The 14,324-nt window shown below is 68.3% G+C and carries 11 protein-coding genes; 6 read left to right on the top strand and 5 right to left on the bottom strand.

Annotated elements, in window-relative coordinates:
• Position 1 precedes the first annotated feature (1 nt).
• Positions 2–910 carry a LysR family transcriptional regulator ArgP gene (locus AC07PF_RS27975; protein ID WP_494614071.1) on the bottom strand — a complete coding sequence of 303 codons (909 nt, stop codon included), beginning with the start codon at positions 908–910 and terminating at the stop codon, positions 2–4.
• A gap of 69 nt (positions 911–979) precedes the next feature.
• Between AC07PF_RS27975 and AC07PF_RS27970 the strand changes: the two genes are divergently transcribed.
• A complete protein-coding gene (locus AC07PF_RS27970) occupies positions 980–1,594 on the top strand; it encodes a LysE/ArgO family amino acid transporter (protein ID WP_494614070.1) in 615 nt (204 codons plus the stop codon).
• Positions 1,595–1,715: 121 nt separating this feature from the next.
• Positions 1,716–3,296 carry an ABC transporter substrate-binding protein gene (locus tag AC07PF_RS27965; RefSeq protein ID WP_494614069.1) on the top strand — a complete coding sequence of 527 codons (1,581 nt, stop codon included), beginning with the start codon at positions 1,716–1,718 and terminating at the stop codon, positions 3,294–3,296.
• Between the two features lie 103 nt (positions 3,297–3,399).
• Here AC07PF_RS27965 and AC07PF_RS27960 read toward each other — a convergent pair whose 3' ends face one another.
• Genes AC07PF_RS27960 through AC07PF_RS27950 form a run of 3 tightly spaced genes read right to left on the bottom strand, consistent with a single transcriptional unit; the run spans position 3,400 to position 5,864 of the window.
• Positions 3,400–4,008 carry a glutathione S-transferase family protein gene (locus AC07PF_RS27960; RefSeq protein WP_494614068.1) on the bottom strand — a complete coding sequence of 203 codons (609 nt, stop codon included), beginning with the start codon at positions 4,006–4,008 and terminating at the stop codon, positions 3,400–3,402.
• 22 nt (positions 4,009–4,030) lie between these two features.
• Positions 4,031–5,008 carry a 2-dehydropantoate 2-reductase gene (locus AC07PF_RS27955; RefSeq protein WP_494614067.1) on the bottom strand — a complete coding sequence of 326 codons (978 nt, stop codon included), beginning with the start codon at positions 5,006–5,008 and terminating at the stop codon, positions 4,031–4,033.
• Between the two features lie 25 nt (positions 5,009–5,033).
• On the bottom strand, positions 5,034–5,864 hold the full coding sequence (locus AC07PF_RS27950; protein WP_494614066.1) for an aldolase/citrate lyase family protein: 831 nt from the start codon (positions 5,862–5,864) through the stop codon (positions 5,034–5,036).
• A 122-nt stretch (positions 5,865–5,986) separates the two neighbouring features.
• Between AC07PF_RS27950 and radA the strand changes: the two genes are divergently transcribed.
• The 3 genes from radA to AC07PF_RS27935 all read left to right on the top strand — a co-directional run bounded on the left by radA (position 5,987) and on the right by AC07PF_RS27935 (position 11,766).
• Positions 5,987–7,366 (top strand): DNA repair protein RadA, encoded by a 1,380-nt coding sequence (radA, locus tag AC07PF_RS27945; RefSeq protein WP_494614065.1) that lies wholly within the window; start codon positions 5,987–5,989, stop codon positions 7,364–7,366.
• Between the two features lie 207 nt (positions 7,367–7,573).
• Positions 7,574–10,552 carry an MASE4 domain-containing protein gene (locus tag AC07PF_RS27940; RefSeq protein ID WP_494614064.1) on the top strand — a complete coding sequence of 993 codons (2,979 nt, stop codon included), beginning with the start codon at positions 7,574–7,576 and terminating at the stop codon, positions 10,550–10,552.
• Positions 10,549–11,766, top strand: a complete 1,218-nt coding sequence (locus AC07PF_RS27935; protein WP_494614063.1) for an EAL domain-containing response regulator — start codon at positions 10,549–10,551, stop codon at positions 11,764–11,766. Before AC07PF_RS27940 ends, AC07PF_RS27935 begins: the two co-directional genes overlap by 4 nt.
• Positions 11,767–11,818: 52 nt before the next feature.
• Here AC07PF_RS27935 and AC07PF_RS27930 read toward each other — a convergent pair whose 3' ends face one another.
• The gene (locus AC07PF_RS27930; protein ID WP_494614062.1) at positions 11,819–13,591 is read right to left on the bottom strand and encodes a methyl-accepting chemotaxis protein; all 1,773 of its coding nucleotides are present in this window, start codon (positions 13,589–13,591) and stop codon (positions 11,819–11,821) included.
• A 249-nt stretch (positions 13,592–13,840) separates the two neighbouring features.
• On the opposite strand from AC07PF_RS27930, the gene AC07PF_RS27925 reads away from it, so the two are divergent.
• On the top strand, positions 13,841–14,287 hold the full coding sequence (locus AC07PF_RS27925; RefSeq protein WP_007859842.1) for a hypothetical protein: 447 nt from the start codon (positions 13,841–13,843) through the stop codon (positions 14,285–14,287).
• The last annotated feature ends 37 nt before the right edge of the window (positions 14,288–14,324 follow it).

Here is a 14,324-nt window from a genome sequence, read left to right as displayed (position 1 = left end):
CCTACGGCAGCAAGGCCGTCGACGCCGCTTGCTGCACCGCCTGCGTCATGCGCTGCAGCGCCTGCACGTTCAGGCGCCAGAACTGCCAGTACAAGGCCACGTCCACCGGCTTGCCGGGCACCAGTTCGACCAGGCGGCCGGCATCGATGGCCTCACGTGCCAGTTGGTCGGGGCTCATGCCCCAGCCCAGGCCGGCCAGGGTGGCGGCGACAAAGCCCTGGGACGAGGGCAGCCAGTGCACGGGCGGCGCCAGTGCGCGCCGCGCGATGCGGCGCATGAAGCGCTCCTGCAGCGCATCCTTGCGGTTGAATACCAGCACAGGCGCCTGGGCCAGTGCCGCCGCCGTCACGCCGTGCGCGAAGTGGCGGTCCATGAACGCGGGGCTGGCCAGCGCGTGGTAGCGCATGGTGCCCAGGCGCAGCACCTGGCAGCCCTGCACGGGCTGAGGGTCGGCGGTCACGGCGGCCATCACGCGGCCCTGGCGCATTAGTTCGGACGAATGGTCCTGGTCCTCGACATGGATGTCGAAGGTGATGGGCAGGGCCAACCCTTCGCCTGGCTCAGCGGCCTGGGCCATGGCGTCCACGAACCACGAGGCCAGCGAATCGGCGTTCACCCCCAGCGCCAGCCGCACCGGTGCCAGGCCAGCGCTGGTGCCCGCAATGCTGCGCAGGGCATCGGCCTCGCTCAGTGCCATTTGCTGGGCGTGGCGCAGCAGGGCCTGGCCGGCCTCGGTGGGTGTGCAGGGCGCGGCGCGGCGGACCAGGACCTGGCCCACACGCTCTTCGAGCAACTTGACACGCTGGGACACGGCCGAGCGTGTGACGTGCAAGACCAGGGCGGCACGCTCGAAGCTGCCTTCTTCCAGCACGGCGGCCAGGGCCGTCAATTGCGCAGTGTCGAGGTGCATTCAGTTTTGCTTACGGGTAGAAAAAAAGTATAGCTTTTCTTTCTCTTAGCAGCGCGGCACCATCCGGCCATGAATCTCTCCACGGCCTTTGCCAACGGCTTCTCCTCGACCGCCATCCTCATCATCGCCATCGGTGCGCAGAACGCCTTCGTGCTGCGCCAGGGCCTGCGGCGCGAGCATGTGCTGCCCGTGGTGGCCGTGTGCGCGCTGTCCGACGCCATCCTGGTGCAGGCGGGCGTGTGGGGGCTGGGCTCGGCCGTGCAGGCCCACCCGGCGCTGCTGGTGGCCGCGCGCTGGCTGGGGGCAGCCTTTCTGCTGGCCTATGCGGGGCGCGCCTTGCTGCGGGCCTGGCGGCCTGCCGCGATGCAGGTCGGCGCAGAGGGCGCGGGGGCGGTGGGATGGCAGCCGGTGGTGCTCACCGCCATGGCCTTCACCTGGCTCAATCCCCATGTGTACCTGGACACGGTGCTGCTGCTCGGCGCCATCGCCAGCCCCTACCCGCCCTCGCTGCGCATGGGCTTCGCGGCCGGGGCCAGCCTGGCCAGCCTGGTGTGGTTTGCCTCGCTGGGCTGGGGCGCGCGCTGGCTGGCACCGCTGTTCGCATCGCCGCACGCCTGGCGCGTGCTCGATGCCGTGGTCGCGGCCATGATGGTCGCACTGGCCGTGGGGTTGCTGCTGCATTGAAACCCGGCAGGCGCCCTGGGGGCGCGGCGCATAAGGTTACAACGAGAAATTCGTTCGCCCCGGGGGCGGTGCAGTCCATAGTGCAGCGCACAAAGACTTTCTGCACAAGCACTTCTCCCTCATGCGATTCCAATCCCTCCTGCTGGCCGCCGCCCTTGCCGGTGCGCTGCCCCTGGCCAGCCACGCCAACACCTTCCGCTGGTCGCGCTCCACCGATCTGTCCTCGTGGGACATCCATGCCCAGAACGTGGGCGTGAACAACACCCTGCACGCCGCCGTGTACGACACGCTGGTCGAATACAACAGCAAGACCTTCAAGCCAGAACCTTCGCTGGCGACCGAGTGGAAGCGCGTGAGCCCCACGCAGCTGCGCCTGACCCTGCGCAAGGGCGTCAAGTTCAGCGACGGCAGCGAGTTCACGGCCGACGACGCCAAGTTCTCGCTCGAACGCGCCAAGGCCAAGACCTCCAACTTCGCGGTCTACACCCAGGGCATCGACCGCGTGGAAAAGGTCGACGCGTACACCATCGACATCTTCTCCGAGGTGCCCAACCCCGTGCTCGTGAACCAGCTCACCGAGCTGCGCATCCTGAGCAAGGCCTGGGCCGAGAAGAACAATGCCGTGTCACCCAAGGACATCAAGACCAAGGACGAGCCGTTCTCGCACCGCAATGCGCTGGGCACCGGCCCCTTCGTGCTCGAGTCGTGGACGCCCGACCAGCGCCTGGTGCTCAAGGCCAACCCCACCTGGTGGGGCAAGGGCAAGTACGGCGGCAACGTGACGCAGATCGTCTACACCCCGATCAAATCCGACGCCACGCGCACCGCCGCGCTGCTCTCGGGCGAGCTCGACTTCGTGCTCGACCCCGGCCTGCAGGATCTGTCGCGCGTGCGCCAGACGCCGAACCTCAAGGTCCTCGACGGCGCCGAGAACCGCACCATCTTCCTGGGCCTGGACCAGTTCCGCGAAGAGCTGCCGGGCTCCGACGTCAAGGGCAAGAACCCGCTCAAGGACGTGCGCGTGCGCAAGGCGCTCTACCAGGCCATCGACATCAGCGCCATCCAGCGCGTGGTGTTGCGCGGCCTGGCCCAGCCCACGGGCGCCATCATCGCGCGCCAGGTCAACGGCTGGACGCCCAAGGCCGACGCGCGCTGGCCCTTCGACCCCGCCTCCGCGCAGAAGCTGCTGGCCGAGGCCGGTTACCCGCAGGGCTTCGAGGTGGATTTTGCCTGCAGCGCAGGCCGCTACATCAACGACGAGCAACTGTGCCAGGCCATCACCGCCCAGTGGGCCAAGATCGGCATCAAGGCCAAGCTGCGCTCGCTGCCGTTTGCCACCTACTTCCCGATGATCCAGCGCAATGAGGCCAGCATCTACCTCCTGGGCTGGGGCGTGCCGACGTTTGACGCCTTCTACTCGCTGCAGTCGCTGATCCGCTCCAGCGGCGCTGGCGGCGACGGCAACTTCAACCTGGGCCGTTTCTCCAACCCGCAGCAGGATGCGCTGATCGAGCGCATCAAGAAGGAAACCGACACCGCCACGCGCAACGGCCTGATCGAGAAGGCCCTGATCGCCGACCACGAACTGATCTCGCACATCCCGCTGTACAACCAGATCATCCCCTGGGCGACCACGCAGAAGGTGGACATCGTGCACCGCGCAGACAACCGGGTCGACTGGCGCATCCTGAAGGTCAACTGACGGCTTTGCCTTCAACCGGCTAGCCTCGTTGGGGCGCACTCGCAAAAAGAAAGCCCTCGCAGCCGTTCAGGCTGCGAGGGCTTTTTCTTGAGGGCCGGAGAAATCAGGCCAGCGCGCGCTGCACTGCCGGGCGCTCAAGCATGCGCGCCGTGTGCTCCGCCACCTTGGGGAACAGCGCGATGTCCACGTCGTCGGTCTTGAGCCACGACGCGATGGTGAACAGGTAGCCATCGGCCACCGAATACGACTCGCCCAGCACCCAGGGGCCTTGCAGGTAGTGGTTCTCGATGACATTGAAGGCCTCGGTCATGGTCTGCGGCACCTTGCGCTGCATGTCGGCGATGGAGCTGGCCTCGTCGGCCCAGCGCGCACCGCGCCGCTTGTGCGCGTGCGCCACGTGCACGGTGGAGGCCAGGTAGCTGTTGACTTCCTGCATGCGCGCCAGCGCGAAGGGGTCGTCCAGCGGAGCGAGCTTCGCGGCGGGAAAGCGCTGCGCGACGTAGAGCAGGAGGGCCACGGTTTCGGAGAGCACGCCATGCTCCGTCACCAGCGTGGGCACGCGGCCCTTGGGGTTGATGGCCAGGTACTCGGGGCTGCGCTGCTGCTGGTTGGCAAAGTCCAGGGTCACGAGTTCGTGGTCAGCGCCGGCCTCGTGCAGTGCGATGTTTGCGGCCAGGGAGCAGGTGCCGGGGGCGGAATAGAGCTTGAGCATGGTTGCGTGGTGAGGTGAAAAATCAGTACAAACCGCGGGTGCGGGCCATCAGGCGGGACAGACCGAGCAAGGCAGCCGTGTGGGGCGTGGGTATGTCGGTGATCTGCCCGAGTTCGTGCACGGCGCCCACCAGGGCGTCGATCTCCACGGGCTTGCCGGCCTCCACGTCCTGCAGCATCGAGGTCTTGAAGGCGCCGAGCTTGCGCGTCACGGCGTGGCGGTCCTCGGGCTGCTGGTCGATCGGCAGGCCCAGTTTTTCGCCGATGGCCTTGGCTTCGAGCATCACGGCCGATACAAAGCCGCGCACCAGGTCGTCGTCGAGGATGCGGTCGGTGGTGGCGCCCGTGAGGGCGCTGATCGGGTTCACCGTGAGGTTGCCCCAGAGCTTGAACCAGATGTCCTTCTGGATGTTCGTGGAGACCTCCACTTCGATGCCGCCGCGCTGCAGCGCATCGGCCAGCGCCTGCAGCCGCGGGCTGGCGCTGCCATCGGGCTCGCCCACGATCAGCCGGTTGCCGAAGTGCTGCTTGACGAAGCCCGGCGCCTCCAGCGAGCAACTGGTGTGCACCACGCTGCCCAGCACTTGGCCGGCGGGGATGGCGCGGGCGATTGCGCCGCCAGGGTCCACCGACTCCAGCGTACGGCCCCGGGCGGCTCCGCCGCAACCATCGAGGAACCACCAGGGCACGCCGTTCATGGCGGTCAGCACCACCGTGTGGGGGCCGATCAGCGGCGCCAGGGCGCTTGCCACCTCGGGCAGGCCGGGCGCCTTCACCGCAATGACCACCAGATCCTGCACGCCCAGGGCCGCCGGGCTGTCGCTGGCGCGTACCGGGGTTGCCGCCACGCTGCCATCGGGGCGGCGCAGGCGCAGCCCGTGTTCCTGCAGGGCCGCCAGCGTGGCGCCGCGCGCCACCAGGCTGAGCTCGTTGCCCGCCTGCGCCAGGGCCAGGCCGATCCAGCCGCCAATGGCGCCGGCACCGTAGATACATGCTTTCATCGTCGCGTTGCTTTCTCTGTCGTTGTCAGTAGCCATTCGGGCTGGTCGCGGCGGCTTCGCCCGTGCGAAAGCGCGCTACCAGTTGCCTGGCCGCCGCGGCCAGCAGCATGGTATCGACCCCCACGGCCACGAACAGCGCGCCCGCCGCCAGCCAGTGGCGGGCCTGGGCTTCGTTGGTGGCCAGGATGCCGGGCGCCTTGCCCGCACGCAGGATGCGCGCGATGCCTTCGGTGATGGCGGCCTGCACGTCGGGGTGGCCGGGGTTGCCCGGGTGGCCCATCGATGCGGACAGGTCCGCCGGGCCGATGAAGACACCGTCCACGCCGGGCACGGCGGCGATCGCGTCCAGGTTCTCCATGGCCTGCACGGTCTCGGCCTGTACCAGCAGGCACACTTGGGCATTGGCCTCGTGCACGTAGTTCGGGTAGGCCTGCCAGCGCGAGGAGCGCGCCAGGGCGCTGCCCATGCCGCGCACGCCCTCGGGGGCGTAGCGCGTGGCGCGCACCAGGTCGCGTGCCTGCGCGGCCGTGTCCACCATGGGTACCAGCAGCGTGGTGGCGCCGATGTCCAGGTACTGCTTGATCAGCGCGGTGTCGCCCACGGGCACGCGTGCGATGGGGTGCGGTGGCTGCGCGCCAGCGGGCAGGGCGCTCGTGGCGCTGGCCACGGCCTGCAGCAGGTGCAGCTGCGAGCGCAGGTCATTGGGCGCGTGCTCACCGTCGAGTAGCAGCCAGTCGTAGCCCGTGCCGGCCAGGATCTCCGTGCTGTAGGCATCGGCCAGGGCGAGCCACAGACCGATCTGGGCGCGGCCCTGGGCCATGGCCTGCTTGAAGGGGTTGATGGGGGTCTGCTGCATGGGGGTGCATATTCGTCGAGGTGCAAGGCCGCCATCGTACGGCTTGTGCGCCGGGGCTGCAGGCCCCTGTTGCGACCGCTATAGTCACCAGCCCGCCCCTTCCTGCTCCATCACCCCACGCCATGGCCAAAGACAAGACCCTTTTCAGCTGCACCGAATGCGGTGGTACCAGCCCGCGCTGGCTGGGCAAGTGCCCGGCCTGCGGTGCCTGGAACACGCTGATCGAGCAGGTGGCCGACGCCGGGCCGGGCAAGAACCGCTACAGCACGCCGCAGTTCGCGGGCCTGGCGCAGGCCCAGGCGGTGATGCCGCTGTCGGCCATCGAGGCCAGCGACGTGGAGCGCACGCCCAGTGGCATCGACGAGCTCGACCGCGTGCTCGGTGGCGGCATCGTGGAAGGCGGGGTGGTGCTGATCGGGGGTGATCCGGGCATCGGCAAGTCCACCCTGCTGCTGCAGGCGCTCGACGCGCTGCAGCGCGTGGGCCTGCCCACGCTGTATGTGACCGGCGAGGAAAGCGGCGCCCAGGTGGCGCTGCGCTCGCGCCGCCTGGGGCTGGACCACAGCCAGGTCAACGTGCTGGCCGAGATCCAGCTCGAGAAGATCCTTGCCACCATCGACTCCATGCAGCCCGCCGTGGCCGTGATCGACTCCATCCAGACCGTGTATTCCGACCAGCTCACCTCGGCCCCCGGCTCCGTGGCCCAGGTGCGCGAATGCGCGGCCCACCTCACGCGCGCGGCCAAGGCCTCGGGCGTGGCCATCGTGCTCGTGGGCCACGTCACGAAAGAAGGAGCGCTTGCCGGCCCGCGCGTGCTGGAGCACATGGTGGACACGGTGCTCTACTTCGAGGGCGACACGCACAGCCAGTTCCGCCTGGTGCGGGCCATCAAGAACCGCTTCGGCGCCGTCAACGAGATCGGCGTGTTCGCCATGACGGAGAAGGGCCTCAAGGGCGTGAGCAACCCCAGCGCCATCTTCCTGAGCCAGCACAGCGAGCCCGTGCCGGGCAGCTGCGTGATGGTCACCCTGGAAGGCACGCGCCCGCTGCTGGTGGAGATCCAGGCCCTGGTGGACAGCGGCGGCCCCAGTCCGCGGCGCCTCTCGGTGGGCCTGGACAAGGACCGCCTGGCCATGCTGCTGGCCGTGCTGCACCGCCACGCGGGCGTGGCCTGCCTGGACCAGGACGTGTTCGTGAACGCCGTGGGCGGCGTGCGCATCAGCGAGCCGGCGGCCGACCTGGCCGTGATGCTGGCCATCACCTCCAGCCTGCGCGGCAAGGCCCTGCCGCGCGGCTTCCTGGCCTTCGGCGAAGTCGGCCTGGCCGGTGAGGTGCGGCCCGCGCCGCGCGGGCAGGAGCGGCTCAAGGAGGCCGCCAAGCTCGGCTTCAGCGTGGCCGTGGTGCCCAAGGCGAATGCACCCAAGAAACCCATCGAGGGCCTGACCATCCACGCGGTGGAGCGCGTGGAAGAGGCGATGAACGTCGTGCGCGAGATGGGCTAGCACAGCCCCTGGTGCGCTTCGCGCCCCTTCTCCCGAAAGGGGGCGCTCTGGCGCACGGCTCTGGTCTGAGCCGCTGCGCCATTTTTTCTTGCTCCCATCGGGCACTTGCACTAAGCTGGCCCGGTCAACCGGAACCTACACGGCGCCCGCCAAGGCCCGCTTCAGAGGCACCTGCGGCGTCGATAACGATTGCAGAGGGAGGCTGTGTTGGCCATCGAGCATTCCTGGGATACGCCGTCGGACAACAGGTCGGCATTTCTGTCCACGCTGGCTGCGGACACGCGCCACCGGCGCATGGCCGTTGCAGCCGTGGGTGCGTCCCTTCTCATCTTTCTGGCGATCGCGCCCTTTGCGCGCGTGGCCTTGCCGCCGGTGGGCGCCTTCATTCCCGTCTACCAGACGGCCCTGGTCACCAATGACCTGATCACCGCCGTGCTGCTGCTCGGCCAGTACAGTTTTCTGCGTTCGCGTGCGTTGCTGGTGCTGGGGTCGGGCTACCTGTTCTGTGCCTTCATGGCCATGGCGCATGGCCTGAGCTTCCCCGGCCTTTTCGCCCCCACCGGACTGCTTGGATCGGGCTCGCAAACCACGGCCTGGCTGTACTTCCTGTGGCATGGCGGCTTTCCGCTGTTCGTGCTGGCCTATGTCCACCTGAAGGACCCCGTGGCCGCCGGGCCGGGCGTGCAGGCATCGGTGGGCGGTTCGGCGCGCCGTGGCATTGCCTGGGCCATCCTGTGCGCCATGGCGCTTGCACTGGCGCTGCTGCTGCTGAGCACCCTGGGCCACGATGCACTGCCGGTGCTGATGCGCGGCAACCAGGACGACTCGGGCAAGCTCCTGGTGGCGGTGTGCACCTGGACCCTGTCGCTGGTGGCGCTGCTGGCGCTGTGGCGCAAGGCGCGCAGCGTGCTGGACCTGTGGCTGATGGTGACGCTGGTGGCCTGGCTGCTGGACATTGCGCTGGCGTCGGTGCTGAACGGGGCGCGCTTTGACCTGGGCTTCTATGGCGGGCGCGTTTATGGGTTGCTGGCATCGTCGTTCGTGCTGGTCGTCCTGCTGCTGGAAAACAGCCGCCTGTACGGCGACCTGGCAACCGCCCATGCGCGCGAACGCCAGCGCAGCGCAGAACTCGAGGTGGCGCGCAATGCCGCCAACGCAGCGGCCCAGGCCAAGTCCAACTTTCTGGCGGCGATGAGCCATGAAATCCGCACCCCCATGAACGGCGTCATCGGCATGATCGACGTGCTGGCGCGCTCCAGCCTGAAAAACCCCCAGGTGGCGATGGTGGACCTGATCCGGGAGTCCGCGTTCTCGCTCCTGAGCATCATCGAGGACATCCTGGACTTCTCCAAGATCGAGGCCGGCCACCTTGACGTGGAAACCGAGCCCATGGCCGTGGGGGAGGTGGTCGAGAAGGTCTGCGTGATGCTCAACCGCCTGGCAGAGAAGCAAGGCGTTGAACTGACATTGTTCACCGACCCCGAGATTCCCCCCGTCGTGCTGGGCGACGCCCTGCGCCTGCGCCAGGTGCTGATCAACCTGGTCAACAACGCCATCAAGTTTTCGGCGGGGGGGCAGGTCGCCGGGCGCGTCGCCGTGCGTGCCGTGCTGGTGGACAAGGGTACGCACAGCGTCACCCTGGAATTCCAGGTCATCGACAATGGGATCGGCATGGGCGAGGCCACACTGGCCACCCTGTTCACGGCCTTCACCCAGGCCGATGTGTCCACCACCCGGCGCTTTGGCGGCACCGGCCTGGGTCTGGCCATTTCCGGCAGCCTGGCGCAGCGCATGGGGGGCCGCATTTCCGTGGTCAGTGCGCCGGGCGCCGGTTCCACCTTCACACTGCGGCTGCCGCTGGCCTGTGCCGCACCCGCCCAAGGTGATGCACCGCCGTCACCCTCCCTGGTCGCGGGCCTGTCCTGTCTCATCATCGGCAATGGCAAGACGCTGTCTGGAGACCTGGTGACCTATCTGGCCAATGCGGGGGCGCACACCCGGCACGTGGTGAGCCTGGAGGCGGCCCGCCAACTGGCGCCGAGTCTGGCGCCCGGCCCCTGGGTCTGGGTGGTCAACACCGATGCCGACAGCCCGGTCTCGCTGGACCGCCTGCGCGCCGTTGCACGCACCAATCCGGGACTGGCCCACCACTTCGTGGTCATCGGCCACGGCCCGCACCGTTATCCACCGCAGTTCGATGCAGACCGGGTGTCCGTGGACGGCAATGTGCTGACCCGCAGCGCCCTGCTGCGCGCGGTGGCCGTTGCCGCCGGGCGGGTTCCCTACGAGGATGAGCAAGGTGCGCTGCTGCCTGCGCGCCATGCACCGGGGCCGGCGGCGCTGTCGCGCGAAGAGGCGCGCCGGCAACGTCGGCTGATCCTGGTGGTGGAAGACAACGAGATCAACCAGAAGGTCATCATGCAGCAGCTGGCGCTGCTGGGCCTGACCGCCGACCTGACCAGCGACGGCCTGCAGGCACTGATACGCTGGCGCAGCGGTGACTATGCCCTGATCGTGACCGACCTGCACATGCCCGGCATGGACGGCTACCAGCTGGCCTCGGTGGTGCGTGCCGAGGAGCAGGAGCGCGCCAACGCACGCATCCATGCCGGCGAGGCGGCCGAGCCGCCGGTGCGCATCCTGGCGCTGACCGCCAATGCCCTCAAGACGGAGGCCCAGCGGTGCAAGGACGCCGGCATGGACGACTACATGAGCAAGCCTGCTCCGCTGGCGGACCTGCAGGACCTGCTGGAGCGCTGGTTGCCCAGGGCCGCCGCCGCAGCGCTGGCCCCGGGGGCGCAGGGCATCGACGGGTCCCCCTTGCCCGAAGGGCCGGTGGATGTCCAGGTCCTGCGCAGCCTGGTGGGAGACGACCCCCAACTCATCCGCGAGTTTCTGCAGGCTTTTCGCAGCAGCGCGGCGCGCATTGCGCAGGAAGTGGAGCAGGCCTACTGCGCCGGCAGCGCCGCCAAGACCGTGGCCGCCGTGCACAAGCTCAAGTCGGCCGCACGCTCGGTGGGCGCCATGGCGCTGGGTGACCTGTGTGCCGACATGGAGCAGGTGGGTGCGGCAGGGCAGATCGACGCCCTGTCCCTGGCATTCGAGCACTTCAAGCTGGAGATGGCCACCGTCGACCGGCATCTGGCCGAGATCCTGGCCAGCGAACCGCAGGACGGCACGCCATGAGTGCCCGATCCGACATCCGCATCCTGGTGCTCGATGACGAGCCCTTCATGCTCATGCTGCTGGCCCGGCAGCTGGCCAACCTGGGATTCACCCAGGTCGATACCTGCGACAACGGCCAGACGGCACTCGAACGGGTGGACGATCCCGTGCTGGCACCGCAGCTCATCCTGTGCGACCTCAACATGCCTGGCATGGACGGCATGGAGTTCGTGCGCAAGCTGGTGGAGCACGGGTATGCGGGCAGCCTGATACTGGTCAGCGGCGAGGACGAACGCACTCTGCACTCTGCGCGCAGGCTGGTGCAGGCCCACCACATCGACGTGCTGGGCAGCCTGCAAAAGCCCGTGCCGCCGCAGGCGCTGTTCCAGCTGGTGGAGCGGTGGGTGCCCTCGGCACAGCTGGCCCAGCACCTGCAGGGCAAGGGCTATGTCGTCGAACGCCTGGCGCAGGCCATCCAGACCGGAGAACTGGTCAACCACTACCAGCCCAAGGTCTCGGTCTCGAGCGGAGAGGTCGTCGGCATGGAGACCTTGGTGCGGTGGCGCCATCCGGAGGACGGCCTGGTGTATCCGGACCAGTTCATCGGCATGGCCGAGGCCCATGGCCTGATCGACGCGCTCACCGAGGTGGTACTGGCACAGGCGCTTCAAGACAGCGCCATATGGGCGCGGGAGGGCCTGGCGCTCAAGGTGGCCGTCAACGTGTCCATGGACAACCTCCATGCGCTGGAATTCCCCGAAAGGATCACGGCCGCTGCCGCCGCTGCCGGGGTCAAGCCGCAGTCCATCGTCCTGGAGGTGACGGAGAGCCAGCTGATGAAGGACCTGCGCGCGCCGCTGGAAATTCTCACGCGCCTGCGCTTGCGCCGGTTCAAGCTGTCCATCGACGATTTCGGTACCGGCCATTCCTCCCTGGTGCAACTGCGCGATGTCCCGTTCGACGAGCTCAAGATCGACCAGAGCTTCGTGCACGGTGCCCACCACAACGAAACCTTGCGCGCCATTTTCTTTGCCAGCCTGGGACTGGCCAAGGAACTGGGCATGGAGGTGGTGGCCGAAGGCGTGGAAGACGCCGACGACTGGGATTTTCTGCAGAAGTCGGGCTGCGACCTGGCCCAGGGCTACTTCATTGCACGGCCCATGCCCGCCGACAAGGTTCTGGAGTGGGCCGCGGGTTGGCGGGTGCGCTGGGCTGCGGAGCATTCCTCCGGATGAAGTGCATGCCAGGCCAGGTTGCGCATGCCTCGCCTGCCTGCAGCCTCTCCGGTCAGAAGGATTCCCAGTCGTCGTCCGAGCCCTTGGCCCTGGTCGAAGCCGCTGCGGGGGCCTTGGCAGGCGGCGCCGGTGCCCGGGTGGTGGCTGGCGCCGGCTTGGGGGCCTGCAGCTTGCGGGGTGCACTGGTGGACGCCGTGACCTTGCCGGCAGGCGACGCCGCCGGGCGCGGGGCCGGGGCACGGACCGCTGCCGGCCGCGGCGCTGGCGCGGCTGCCGGCTGGTAGCCCACATTGAACACCGACACCACCTCGGCCAGGCGCTGGGCCTGGTCGCGCAGCGACGAGGCGGCCGCGGCGGATTCCTCCACCAGCGCGGCGTTCTGCTGCGTCATCTGGTCAAGCTGGGTCACGGCCACGTTCACCTGGGCAATGCCGTCGCGCTGTTCGGACGAGGAGGCGGTGATCTCGCCGATCAGGTCCGACACGCGGCGCACGCTGCTGACGATCTCGTCCATGGCCTGGCCGGCCTGGGTGACCTGCTCGGAGCCGGTCTCCACCGATTCCACCGAGGCCGTGATCAGGCCCTTGATCTCCTTGGCGGCCTCGGCGCTGCGCTGCGCCAGGCCGCGCACCTCGCTGGCCACCACGGCAAAGCCGCGGCCCTGTTCACCGGCACGCGCGGCTTCCACGGCGGCATTCAGTGCCAGGATATTCGTCTGGAAGGCAATGCCGTCGATGGTGCCGATGATGTCGGCGATCTTGCGCGAGCTGTGGGTGATGGTCTGCATGCTGGTCACCACCTGGGCCACCACCTCGCCGCCTCGACCGGCGGCCTGGGCCGCGGTGGATGCCAGCTGGTTGGCCTGGCGGGCGGTGTCGGCCGACTGGGTCACAGTGGCGGTCAACTCCTCCATGCTGGCGGCGGTTTCCTCCAGGTTGGCTGCGGTCTGCTCCGTGCGCGACGACAGGTCGTGGTTGCCGGTGGCGATCTCCACCGAGGCGTTGGACATCGAGTCCACGCCGGTGCGCACTTCGGACACGAGCGCGCGCAGGCGCTCGGCCATCTGCGACACCGTGCGCAGCAGGTGGCCGAATTCGTCCTGGCGGTCGTCCTTGGCCTGCACCGTGAGGTCGCCGCCGGCAATCGCGTCGGCCAGCTCCACCGCGCGGTCCAGCGGCCGGCTGATGGAGCGCACCAGCAGGAAGGACAGTACCAGGCCGAGGATGAACACCAGGCCCTGGATGCCCCAGGCCAGCACCCGCGCGCGGCCCAGGGCCGCGCCGGCCTCCTGCTTGGCGGCGTCGCGCTGCGACTGCTGCAGCTGCACGAAGGCCTCGAGCGAGTCCACATAGCTGCCGATGGCCGCGAGGTACTGGCTCTCCACGAAGGTCTTGAAGGCCGCGGCATCGCCACCCTGCTTGATCTCGCGGGCCTGCTTGTTCAGGGCCAGGATCTTGGTGCGTTCCGACGCCACGCGCTCCAGCGCCGCCTTGTCGGCCGGGCTGGTGGCCAGCTCCACCACCTTGGCCTGGATGGCAGAGATGCCGGTCACGCCGGCCTTCACGCGGCCATCGAACAGGGTGGTCAGGTCCGCGTCGAGGGTGGCGTTGCTGGCCAGCACGCGCTCGCCCGTGGTTTCGGTGGCGCCCTTCCACTGCAGGGCCAGGGTGATGCGCTGGTCGTAGGACTGCAGCGAGGCCATGGCGTCGCCCACGACGCTGTCGGTCCTGGCCTGGGCCCAGAGGGACACCAGCAGCATGGCGCCCAGCAGACCCACGATGGAACCCCACAGCTTGGGGGAAAGGCGTATGTTGTCCAGTTTCATGGCTTGTGTTCCCGCAGGCATCACCCGGCGTATCAGGTTGTATCAACTGGCGAGCGTAAACCGCGGCGCAGCGTTGCGCCATACGCGGGACGCCCGCCTGCATTTGATGTAGCGTTTGCACAACGAAATGGCGGTCCATGCCATCCTGGTGCGGCCTGCGCGGGTTTGGGGGGCGGTGACGAGGAGGGTCTGGAAGGTCTGTGGTCTCCACGGATGGCCGCGCGCGCCGGCCATATGACAATACGGCCCATGAATTTTCGCAATATCGTTGTGCCGCTCGCGGCGGTGGGTGGCCTGGTGTTTGGCTATGTGTCCTATGGTTGGCCGGGCGTGGCGGCCGTGGGTGGGGGGCTCATGATGTGGGCGCTGCTGCATTTCACGCGCCTCATGACAGTGCTGAAAAAAGCAGCAGACCGGCCCATTGGGCACGTGGGCAGTGCCGTCATGCTCAATGCCAAGCTGCGTCCCGGGGTGAACCTCATGCATGTGGTGGCCATGACGCGGTCGCTGGGGCAGCTGCTGTCCGACGATGGCGCCCAGCCCGAGCTGTACCGCTGGACGGACGGATCGCAGTCGTTCGTGACCTGCGAGTTCAAGAACGGCAAGCTCGTGAAGTGGGAGCTGGTGCGCCCTGCCCAGGAGGACGAGGCGCCACAGGCACCGGCTCCGGTGGCCGAGCTGCCGCCAGCCCCGTAAAATCGCTCTTTTGCGACCTACAGCAACCCAAAGGACA

It is taken from the genome of Acidovorax sp. GW821-FHT10A04 (assembly GCF_059415825.1).
Note: the sequence above shows the minus strand (reverse complement) of the source record. Positions and strands in the feature narration are given on the sequence as shown.

What these genes read in the sequence shown, in the direction of transcription:
- AC07PF_RS27975 (WP_494614071.1), bottom strand. Translation starts at nt 910, where the DNA reads ATGCACCTCGACACTGCGCAATTGACGGCCCTGGCCGCCGTGCTGGAA.
- AC07PF_RS27970 (WP_494614070.1), top strand. Translation starts at nt 980, where the DNA reads ATGAATCTCTCCACGGCCTTTGCCAACGGCTTCTCCTCGACCGCCATC.
- AC07PF_RS27965 (WP_494614069.1), top strand. Translation starts at nt 1,716, where the DNA reads ATGCGATTCCAATCCCTCCTGCTGGCCGCCGCCCTTGCCGGTGCGCTG.
- AC07PF_RS27960 (WP_494614068.1), bottom strand. Translation starts at nt 4,008, where the DNA reads ATGCTCAAGCTCTATTCCGCCCCCGGCACCTGCTCCCTGGCCGCAAAC.
- AC07PF_RS27955 (WP_494614067.1), bottom strand. Translation starts at nt 5,008, where the DNA reads ATGAAAGCATGTATCTACGGTGCCGGCGCCATTGGCGGCTGGATCGGC.
- AC07PF_RS27950 (WP_494614066.1), bottom strand. Translation starts at nt 5,864, where the DNA reads ATGCAGCAGACCCCCATCAACCCCTTCAAGCAGGCCATGGCCCAGGGC.
- radA (WP_494614065.1), top strand. Translation starts at nt 5,987, where the DNA reads ATGGCCAAAGACAAGACCCTTTTCAGCTGCACCGAATGCGGTGGTACC.
- AC07PF_RS27935 (WP_494614063.1), top strand. Translation starts at nt 10,549, where the DNA reads ATGAGTGCCCGATCCGACATCCGCATCCTGGTGCTCGATGACGAGCCC.
- AC07PF_RS27930 (WP_494614062.1), bottom strand. Translation starts at nt 13,591, where the DNA reads ATGAAACTGGACAACATACGCCTTTCCCCCAAGCTGTGGGGTTCCATC.
- AC07PF_RS27925 (WP_007859842.1), top strand. Translation starts at nt 13,841, where the DNA reads ATGAATTTTCGCAATATCGTTGTGCCGCTCGCGGCGGTGGGTGGCCTG.